General features: G+C 69.1%; 10 protein-coding genes. 8 read left to right on the top strand and 2 right to left on the bottom strand.

The window, feature by feature from the left end:
• On the bottom strand, positions 1 to 616 hold a 616-nt coding region (locus ACMO6A_RS03785; protein ID WP_418470806.1), incomplete at its 3' end, for a GTP-binding protein.
• Positions 613 to 2,091, bottom strand: a complete 1,479-nt coding sequence (selA, locus tag ACMO6A_RS03790) for an L-seryl-tRNA(Sec) selenium transferase (protein WP_009307105.1) — start codon at positions 2,089 to 2,091, stop codon at positions 613 to 615. The genes ACMO6A_RS03785 and selA, both read right to left, overlap by 4 nt.
• 264 nt (positions 2,092 to 2,355) lie before the next feature.
• Between selA and ACMO6A_RS03795 the strand changes: the two genes are divergently transcribed.
• The 8 genes from ACMO6A_RS03795 to ACMO6A_RS03830 form a co-directional block, all read left to right on the top strand.
• A complete protein-coding gene (locus ACMO6A_RS03795) occupies positions 2,356 to 3,183 on the top strand; it encodes a formate/nitrite transporter family protein (protein ID WP_009307104.1) in 828 nt (275 codons plus the stop codon).
• Positions 3,184 to 3,447: 264 nt separating this feature from the next.
• Positions 3,448 to 4,722, top strand: a complete 1,275-nt coding sequence (locus tag ACMO6A_RS03800; protein WP_009307103.1) for a double-cubane-cluster-containing anaerobic reductase — start codon at positions 3,448 to 3,450, stop codon at positions 4,720 to 4,722.
• A 4-nt stretch (positions 4,723 to 4,726) separates the two neighbouring features.
• The gene (locus ACMO6A_RS03805) at positions 4,727 to 5,023 is read left to right on the top strand and encodes a DUF3343 domain-containing protein (protein ID WP_009307102.1); all 297 of its coding nucleotides are present in this window, start codon (positions 4,727 to 4,729) and stop codon (positions 5,021 to 5,023) included.
• A 196-nt stretch (positions 5,024 to 5,219) separates the two neighbouring features.
• Positions 5,220 to 5,831: a sulfurtransferase-like selenium metabolism protein YedF gene (gene yedF / locus ACMO6A_RS03810; RefSeq protein ID WP_009307101.1), complete on the top strand. Its 612-nt coding sequence runs from the start codon at positions 5,220 to 5,222 to the stop codon at positions 5,829 to 5,831.
• Positions 5,832 to 5,865: 34 nt separating this feature from the next.
• Entirely contained in the window at positions 5,866 to 7,005 is a 1,140-nt protein-coding gene (locus ACMO6A_RS03815; protein ID WP_009608617.1) for an aminotransferase class V-fold PLP-dependent enzyme, read from the top strand.
• Between the two features lie 3 nt (positions 7,006 to 7,008).
• On the top strand, positions 7,009 to 7,248 hold the full coding sequence (locus ACMO6A_RS03820) for a DUF3343 domain-containing protein (RefSeq protein WP_009307099.1): 240 nt from the start codon (positions 7,009 to 7,011) through the stop codon (positions 7,246 to 7,248).
• Between the two features lie 63 nt (positions 7,249 to 7,311).
• Positions 7,312 to 8,082 carry an acyl-CoA dehydratase activase gene (locus ACMO6A_RS03825; RefSeq protein WP_009307098.1) on the top strand — a complete coding sequence of 257 codons (771 nt, stop codon included), beginning with the start codon at positions 7,312 to 7,314 and terminating at the stop codon, positions 8,080 to 8,082.
• The coding region (locus ACMO6A_RS03830; protein WP_418470807.1) for a double-cubane-cluster-containing anaerobic reductase at positions 8,072 to 9,075 on the top strand (1,004 nt) is incomplete at its 3' end. The genes ACMO6A_RS03825 and ACMO6A_RS03830, both read left to right, overlap by 11 nt.

The following is a 9,075-nucleotide window of genomic DNA, read 5'->3' on the forward strand; positions in this document are numbered from 1 at the left end:
GGGTGCCCGTGACCACGGTCCCGGCGCCTTTGATGCTGAACACGCGGTCGACGGGCAGGCGCAGGCGCGAGCCCGCCTTCGCGCGCCGCGTGGTGCGCGCCGCGCGTGTCAGAGCCTCTTGCAGCTCGGGAAGCCCGGCGCCCGTGCGGCTGGACACGGGGACGATATCGGCATCCGCGAAAGGCGTGCCGGCCAGGCGGCCCCGCACCTCATCGGCCATGAACAGCGCCCATTCCTCGTCCACGAGGTCGGTTTTCGTGAGCGCCGCCACACAGGTGCGTATGCCCAGAAGCTCCAGCACGGCCAGGTGCTCCTCGGTCTGCGGCATGATGCCGTCGTCGGCGGCGATGCAAAGAAGCGCCAGGTCGATGCCCGTCGATCCCGCGATCATCTGGCGCACGAAGCGCTCGTGGCCCGGCACGTCCACCACGCCGAGCACGGTGCCGTCGGGAAGCGCCAGGCGCGCGAAGCCCAGCTCGATGGTGATGCCGCGCTGCTTCTCCTCTGCCAGACGGTCGGGGTCGGTTCCGGTCAAGGCCAGCACGAGCGACGACTTGCCGTGGTCGATATGGCCGGCCGTGCCCAGCACGAGGTCGGTCTGCGTGCGCCCGCTCATGCGCGGCTCCCCTCGGCTCCGGCGTCGAGCGCGTCGAAGTAGGCGCGCACGGCCTCGGCGACCTCGGCTAGCTCGTCCTCGGCCACGGTGCGCGCGTCCAGCAGCACGGCGTCGTGCTTGATGCGCCCGATCACGGGCACGTCGCGCCGCGCAATGAGGAACGTCTCGCACCCCTGCGCGTCCCCGCGCGAAAACTCGATGCGCACCGCATGCGAGTCGATGTCGCACAACGGCAGCGCGCCGCCGCCGGCCCGCGCGGTATCCGGTACCACGTCGATGCGCGCCGCCCCTGCGGGAAGCGCTTCCTCCAAGGTGCGCGCCAGCCGCTCGGCGCGCCCGCGCACGGCTTCGGCCGGCTCGGACAGCATGCGCAGCGCAGGGATGCGCTCGAGCGCGATCGCGGGGTCGAGGTAGAGGCGCAGCGTGGCCTCCAGCGCGGCCAGCGTCATCTTGTCGAGGCGCATCGCGCGGGCGTAAGGGTTCTTCTTCAGCCGGTCGATGAACCGTTTCGCTCCCACGATGATGCCCGCCTGCGGGCCGCCCAGCAGCTTGTCGCCCGAGAACGACACGAGGTCGCAGCCCGCCTGCAGCGACTCGGCCACGGTGGGCTCGGCGTACGCGCCGAACGCATCGAGGTTCAGGAAGGCGCCCGATCCCTGGTCCTCGTACACCAGAAGCTCGCCCGCGCCCGGCTCGCCGGATGCCGTGCGCCGTGCGTTCTCGGCATCGGCCAGCGGGCGCAGGTCGCGCGCCGACACGCTCTCGGCGAAGCCCACCACGCGGTAGTTCGAAGGATGCACCTTCAACAGCATCGAGGTGTCGGCGCCGATGGCGCGCTCGTAGTCGACGGCATGCGTCTTGTTCGTGGTGCCCACCTCCACCATGCGCGCCTGCGACAGCTCCATGATGTCGGGCACGCGGAACGATCCGCCGATCTCCACCAGCTCGCCGCGCGACACCACGGCTTCGTGCCCGCGCGCGAACTCGTGGAGCACCATCATGACCGCCGCCGCGTTGTTGTTCACGGCCAGCGCCGCCTCGGCGCCGGTGAGCGTGCAGATGAGGCGCTCCACATGGTCGTGGCGGCTGCCGCGCGCCATGGCATCGGTGTCGTACTCCAGCGTGGAGTAGCCGCGCGCCACGTCGCTCACGGCGCTCACGGCCTCGTCGGCAAGCGGGCTGCGCCCGAGGTTCGTGTGCACGACGATGCCCGTGGCGTTGATCACGCGGCGCAGCGACGGGCGCGCCCGGGCGAACGCCCGGGCGCGCGTCGATTCGGCGAGCGCCGGAACGTCGACCCGTTCGCATGCTCCTGCAAGCACGGCTCGACGCGTCTCGTCGACGGCCTCGCGCACGCAATCGGCCAGCACGCTGCGGGGGAGGAGCGACAGAAGCGCGCTCACCTCGGGCAGCTGGAGCATCTCCTCCACCTGCGGGAGCGCGCGGAGCAGATCGGTGCGTGACGGATTCGCCATGGAAACGCCTTTCTCGAACACGGGTGCGGGGATGCGCGGCCGACGCGGCCGCTCGCCAAAGTATACCAGTGTTGCGCGCGCCGATGCACCGACGGCCGGGTATCGATTCGGCGATGCGACGAGCAGGACGACGAGATGGGGAAATTGTCGAGGAAAACGCTTTTGTTTCTCCCTGCGCCCGCGAGTTGCGGTACCATACCGTGCGGCTTCGCAGGGGACGCGCGAAGAAGCCGCGACCAGGCAAGGAAGGAACCAGATGCGATCATGATGCAGGACGAGATCCAAACGCTCAGGCCGGATGCGCTGTCGCCGGCTGAAATCGCGGAGAAGGCCGAGAAGGTCGGCGAGGCCAAGGCGGCCATGCCGAAGGCGAAGTGCTTCGCGTCCGCGATGCTGGCCGGGGCGTTCATCGCGTTCGGGGCGCTGTACTTCTGCGTGTTCCTGGGCGACCCCTCCATGCCGTTCGCGGTGCAGCGCGCGGTGGGCGGACTCTGCTTCTGCCTCGGGCTGGTGCTCGTGCTGTGCTGCGGCGCGGAGCTGTTCACCGGCAACGTGCTTCTGGTGTGCGCGAAAGCGTCGGGCCGTATCGGCTGGAGGTCCCTGTTCGGCAACTGGCTGCTCGTGTGGCTCGGCAACCTCGCCGGCGCGCTCGTCGCGCTCGCGCTCGTCCACTTTGCGAACGTCGCCGCCATGAACGGAGGCGCGGTGGGCGAGGCCTTCGTCAGCGTGGCCGCGGGCAAGGTGGCGCCCGATTGGACGACGCTGTTCTTCAAGGGCGTCATGTGCAACATCCTCGTGTGCCTGGCCGTGTGGATCGGGTTCTCGGCGCGCACCGTCGCCGACAAGGTGCTCGGCATCCTGCTGCCCATCTCTGCGTTCGTTGCGTGCGGGTTCGAGCACTGCGTGGCGAACATGTTCTTCCTCCCCATGGGGCTGTTGCTCAACTCGATGGGGGTGGGTGCGCCCGACGCGGTGACGCTGGCCGGCATCGCGACGAACCTGTCGGCCGCCACGCTGGGCAACGTCGCCGGCGGCGTCGCCGTCGGCATGGCGTACTGGTTCGTGTACCGGAAGAAGGACGTCGATCGGTAGGGGCTTTTCCGCCGGCCTTTCGCCGATAAGCTGCCCTGCGATTGCGGCGGGCGGCTGCGATACGGTATCATTACCTCGTCGCCTCGCATTGGCACGATTCTGCGCGGGTGCCATTTCTGCATGCAAGGCGACGCTTCATCATCGCGCACCTCATCGCGTCCCGCATGCGCATGCGCGCATCCGGCGACGCTGCACCGTCATTTCTGCAACGACAACCGAATAACATCGCAACTTTGCTATCGACTGGTATCGAAGGGGGCCTTCATGGCTGACTATCAGGCAATGTGGAAAGACTTGGGCATGGATCTGGAGACGCACGACCAGCTGTGCGCCGTGCTGCCGATGGCGTTCGGCGACACGTACCTCACGCAGGAGAACCGCCCTGAGAACATGGCGTTCTACGACTTCGTGGTGTCGGAGATCCACGGCGTGCGCCCCGCGGAGCTCATCGAGCTGCAAAAGCAGGGCGGCAAGGTGTTCGGCACGTTCTGCGTGTTCGTGCCCGACGAGGTGGTCGTCGCCTGCGGCGGCGCCGTCACGGGGCTGTGCGGCGGCTCGCAGTTCTGGGTGCCCGAAGGCGAGAAGGTGCTGCCCAGCGGCATCTGCCCGCTGATCAAGGCGTCGCTCGGCGCGCACTTCGGCAAGACGTGTCCGTACTTCAGCGTGGCCGACATGTATGTGGGCGAGACCACGTGCGACGGCAAGAAGAAGGCCTACGAGATCCTGGGGGCCGACAAGAAGACCTACGTCATGGACGTGCCGCAGATGAAGCGCGAGAAGGACATCGCGGCGTGGAAAGACGAGATCGCGCTGTTCGCCAAGGAGGTGGAGGCCGAGACGGGCAACGAACTGACGGCCGAGAACCTTGCCCGTGCCATTCGCACCATCAACGAGAAGCGTCGCGCGCTGGCCCGCGTGTTCGAGGCGCGCAAGGCAGACCCGGTGCCCATCAGCGGCAAGGACGCCCTGCTCATGATGCAGATCGCGTTCTTCGACGACCCGGTGCGCTGCGCCGAGACGGCGAACAAGCTGGCCGACGAGCTGGAAGCGCGCATCGAGCGCGGCGAGGGCGTGGTGCCCGCCGGCACGAAGCGCATCCTGATCACGGGCACGCCGCTGGCCATCCCGAACTGGAAGCTGCACCATATCGTCGAGACGAGCGGCGCCGTGGTGGTGTGCGAGGAGATGTGCACGGGCACGCGCTACTTCGAGAACGAGGTGGACGAGGGCGAGGGCACGCTCGACGGCATGTTCCAGGCGTTGGCGCAGCGCTATATGAAGAACAACTGCGCGTGCTTCACGCCGAACCCGGGTCGCGTCGCGGACGTGGTGCGCATGGCGAAGGAGTACAAGGTCGACGGCGTGATCGACGCGAACCTCAAGTTCTGCACGCTCTACGACGTGGAAAAGGCGCCGCTGGCGGACGCGCTTGCCGAGGAGGGCATCCCGTGCCTGGGCCTCGAGACCGACTACGCCGACAACGACGCCGAGCAGCTGCGCACGCGCATCGGCGCGTTCATCGAGATGCTGGACGCGTAAGGCCATGCAACAAGACGCTGCCGATACCGTGAACAAGGACGCACGTCCCGAGGATTGCTATATCCTGTTCTCGAGCCATACCGACGGCTGGCGTCTGTACGAGCTGGCGCGCGACGCGGGGGCCAAGGCGAGGATCTCGCCCACGCCCCGCGCCGCGCGCGCTTCCTGCGGGGTGTCGTTGCTCGCGTCGTGCGACGACGTGGAGCTGCTGGAGCGCCTTGCGCAGGAGGAGGGCGTCCCGATCGAGGGCGTAGCCCGGCTGCCGCGCCAGCTGAACGCGCGGCGGGACACGTTTTGCTGAGCGGATGCCCTGCAGGGATTGTCATCCTGAGCGGAACGCCGCAGGCGCGGAGTCGAAGGATCCCGTGCGGCGCCAGCAGGGAGCGCCACGGTTATCGCCGCACGTGATCCAACGAACCCGCTCCGCTCGCTCGGGATGACGACCGGGGCGCTGCATTCGGGACGACAGGTGATAACGATGAGAAAGAAGGAAGACGATGGAGCAGATCGACGCACGGGGTCAGGCGTGCCCGCTTCCCGTGGTGCGCGCCAAGAAGGCGCTCTCGGCCATGGGGGAGGGCGTGCTCGAAGTGCTCGTTGACAACGAGACCGCGGTGCACAACCTGGAGGCGTTGGCGAAGACGCTCAAGGTGGGAGCCGTCGGCGAGGAGCGCGGCGAAGGCGTGTTCGCAGTGACCTTCGCGAAGGGCGCGGCGTCAGACGGCGAAGCGGGAAGCGCCGCGAGCTGCCCGGCGGTCGAGCAATCGCCTGCGGGCGGCCGGGTGGCGGTGATCCCGTCCGAGTTCATGGGCTCGGGGGACGACGAGCTGGGAGCCGTGCTGATGAAGGGCTTCGTGTTCGCCCTGACGCAGCTCGACGAGCTGCCCGAGACGGTGCTCATGTACAACGGCGGCGTGAAGCTCGCCTGCACGGGATCCTCGTCGCTCGACGACCTGCGCGCGCTCGCCGAGGCCGGCGTTGAGATCATGAGCTGCGGCACGTGCCTGAACCATTACGGCCTGGCCGAGCGGCTGGAAGTGGGCGAGGCCACGAACATGTACGTGATCGTGGAGAAGCAGGCGAACGCGCGCGGCATCATCCGTCCGTAGGGTCGGGCGCGCGAGACTTAAGGACCGTGGAGCTATGATCTACTTCGACAACGCGGCGACAACCGCCGTCAAGCCGCCCGAGGTGGCCGAGGCGGTGGCGCGCGCCGTCAACAGCTTCGGCGGCGCAGGGCGCGGCGTGCACGAGGCGTCGCTCGATGCGGGCTACGCCGTGTTCCGGGCACGCCAGCAGCTCGCGCGTCTGCTGGGCGCCGGCGACCCGTCGCGCGTGGCCTTCGCGAGCAACGCCACCGAGGCGCTGAACACCGCCATCGTCGGGCTCGCGCGGCCGGGAGACAAGCTGGTGACCACGGCCGCCTCGCACAACTCGGTGCTGCGCCCGCTGTACCGCCTGGCTGACGAGCGCGGCTGCGAGGTGGTCGTGGTTCCCCACGATGCGCGCGGCGCGCTGGACTACGACGCGCTGGAGGCGGCGCTTCCGGGGGCGCGGCTGGCGGCGGTCACCCACGCCTCCAACCTCACGGGCGACGTGTACGACATCGCCCGCATCGCGCGCCTGTGCCGCGAGCACGGCGCGCTGCTGGTGGCGGACGCGGCCCAGACGGCGGGCGTCGTGCCCATCGACATGGGGCGCGATGGGCTGGACGTCGTGGCGTTCACCGGGCACAAGAGCCTGTACGGCCCCCAGGGCACGGGCGGCCTCGCCGTGGCGGAAGGCGTGGAGATCGAGCCGCTGAAGGTGGGCGGCTCAGGGACGCAAAGCTACGACCGGCGCCATCCCGCGCGCATGCCCGAGCGCCTGGAGGCAGGCACGCTGAACGCCCACGGCATCGCCGGCTTGAGCGCGGGGCTCGCCTATATCGAGGAGCGCGGCGTGGAGGAGCTGGGCGCGCAGGTGCGCGCGCTGGCCGAGCGCTTCGAGCGCGGCGTGCGCGGCATCGACGGCGTGCGCGTGCTGGGCGGAGGCGGGGACGCGGGGCGCTGCGGCATCGTGGCGCTCGACGTGGGCGATGCGGACTCTGCGGCAGTTGGCGACGCGCTCAACGCCGAGTTCGGCATCTGCACGCGCGCCGGCGCCCATTGCGCGCCGCTCATGCACGAGGCGCTGGGCACGCAGCGCCAGGGCGCCGTGCGGTTCAGCTTCAGCAGCTTCAACACCGAGGACGAGGTGGACGCCGGCATCGCCGCCGTGGCCGCCATCGCCGAGGAGGCCTGAGCCGTGCGGAAGAAGACGCCGAAAGCCGTGGTGACGTTCGCGTCCACGAGCGATGCGATGGCCGTTGAGGCCGCCGCCCGCGAGACGGGCCTCCCGGGCAGGATGATACCCATCCCGTCGGAGGTTTCCGCCGGCTGCGGCCTGGCCTGGTGCGTCCCCGCCGAGGAGCGCGGCGCGCTGCTGGACGCCCTCGAGAGCGGCGGCCTGGCGTACGAGGCCGTGCACGAGGTGGAATTGTACTAAGGAAAGAACGCACGGCCTGCCACGTTCTCCCCCGCGCCGAGAAAAGATGAAAGGACCTCGCCCATGCCCTCGATCGGCATCGACATAGGAAGCACGGCCGCGAAGGCGGCGGTGCTCGAAGACGGCCGGCTCGCCGAGACGCTCGTGTGCCCCACGGGGTTCAGCAGCGTCGATGCGGCCGAGCGCCTGGCCCAGCAGCTGCTCGCGCGCGGCTTCGACCCGCGCGGGCTTCCCTGCGTCGCGACGGGCTACGGGCGCGTCGCGGTCCCCTATGCGGACCGCGTGGTCACCGAGATCACCTGCCACGGCAAGGGCGCCGCTTTCCTGTTCGGCGGCGGGGGCACCGTGGTCGACGTGGGCGGCCAGGACACGAAGGTCATCGTGCTGCGCGGCGGCAAGGTGGTCAAGTTCGCGATGAACGACAAGTGCTCGGCCGGCACGGGGAAGTTCCTCGAAGTCATGGCGAACCGCCTCGGCGTCAGCCAGGAGGAGCTCGCGCGCCTCGCCCGGATGGGCGCGCCCACGTCCATCTCGTCCATGTGCACGGTGTTCGCGGAGTCCGAGGTCATCAGCCTCATCGGCAAGGGAACGCCGCGCGAGGACATCGCGTACGCCGTGATCGAATCGGTGGTGGAGCGGGTGTCGGTGCTCGTGGCGCAGGGCAAGGGCGCACCCTACTTCCTGACGGGCGGCCTGTGCGACAACGGGTACTTCGTCGAGCGCCTCGGCGCGCGCCTGGGCGAGCTTGTGGCCACCGAGCCCCGCGCGCGCTTCGCCGGCGCCGTGGGAGCCGCGCTGCTGGCCGAGGAAGGGGAGGGGCGCCATGCCGGATAACGCGTTGCCGCGCTCGTTCGAGGATTTCAACGAAGCTCGCAAGCTGGGCTTTCTGGCGGCCAAGGAGTATAAGGAGCGGGGCGGCAAGCTGGCGGGGTGTTTGTGCTCGTACACGCCGCTCGAGGTGATCGATGCGGCCGGCATGGCAGCCATCGGCCTGTGCGGCATGAGCGACGAGGCCATTCCCGACGCCGAGACCGTGCTGCCGAAGAACCTGTGCCCGCTCATCAAGGGCACCTACGGCTTCGCCTTGACCGAGAAATGCCCCTATACCTACTTCTCCGACATCATCGTGGGCGAGACTACCTGCGATGGCAAGAAGAAGATGTACGAGCTGCTCGCCGACCTCAAGGACGTGCACGTGCTGCATCTGCCCCAGAGCCAGGCGCGCTCCTACGCCGCCGATATCTGGCACGAAGAGGTGAAGCTGTTCGCGAGCGAGCTCGAACGCCGCTTCGGCGTGCGCATCGACGACGGGAAGCTGCGCGATGCGGCGCGACTGCGCAACCGCTACCGGCGCGCGCTCGTGCGACTCTACGAGCTGCAGAGGAGCGAGCCGCCCGCCATGCGCGGCGTGGAGCTCATGAGCACGCTGTTGGCCAGCACGTTCAGCTTCGATGTGGAGACGTTCGTCGGGAAGCTGGAGGCTCTGGCGGACGAGCGCGAGCGCGCCTACGCTGCGGGCGAGCGCCCTGTCGCCGCCACGGCGAAGCGCATCCTGCTCACCGGGTGCCCTTCGGGCGGCGTCATCAACAAGGTGGGCAAGGTGATCGAGGAGCACGGAGGCGTGATCGTGTGCCTGGACGATTGCTCGGGCGAGAGAGCGAACCGCCTGCTCGTGGACGAGGACGCCGACGATATCCTGCGCGCCATCTCCGATCGCTACCTTGCGGTCAACTGCTCGGTCATGACGCCGAACGACGCCCGCATCGACAATACGGCGGCAATGGCCCGCGCCTACCGCGCCGACGGCGTGGTGGAGGTGGTGCTGCA

The sequence above is a fragment of the Eggerthella sp. genome, from assembly GCF_048329335.1.
GTDB classification, from domain to species: domain Bacteria; phylum Actinomycetota; class Coriobacteriia; order Coriobacteriales; family Eggerthellaceae; genus Eggerthella; species Eggerthella lenta.